This is a genomic window from Methylobacterium sp. WL18 (genome assembly GCF_008040015.1).
Classification (GTDB): domain Bacteria; phylum Pseudomonadota; class Alphaproteobacteria; order Rhizobiales; family Beijerinckiaceae; genus Methylobacterium; species Methylobacterium mesophilicum.
Map to the genome: position 1 here is coordinate 1 of NZ_VRVD01001337.1, position 448 is coordinate 448.

At 78.6% G+C, this 448-nt stretch carries 1 pseudogene; it reads left to right on the forward strand.

From position 1 onward, the window contains the following. Nucleotides 1-22 precede the first annotated feature (22 nt). Nucleotides 23-448 (forward strand): annotated as a pseudogene (locus FV228_RS32635) (hypothetical protein); the annotation flags it as partial.

Sequence of the window (448 nt, forward strand, 5' to 3'; positions counted from 1 at the left end):
CGCCAGCGCCGCGCCGAGGCCGGTGACCAGCCCGCGCAGGTCGTGGGCCGGCAGGAGCGTCAGGATCCGTTCGTCCGCCGTCACCGGCCTCGGCGCGGCGCTGGCGGCCGGGGCCAGCCTCGAGACCGTGATTCCCTTCGACGAGGCGGGGTTCCGCGCCGGCCTGATGCGGCCGGTGCCGACCCGGCTCGTGGTCCCGTCCCTGATCGAGGCGGCGCTCGCCGCCCTGCCCCTGCCCTGGACCGTGCGGGCCCTCCACGTGGTCCACCGGGCGCCCGCGCACCTGATCCCGGGCCCCGTCGCCGAATCGGCCGGCCCGCGCCGCCTCGATTCGCTGGTGTTCGGCGAGGACGTGGTCCTCACGCGACCGGGCGGCCGCGACCTGGCCGCGACCCTGGCCGATCCGGAGCGGGCGCCCCTGCCCCGGGCGCTCCTCGATCTCGCGCTC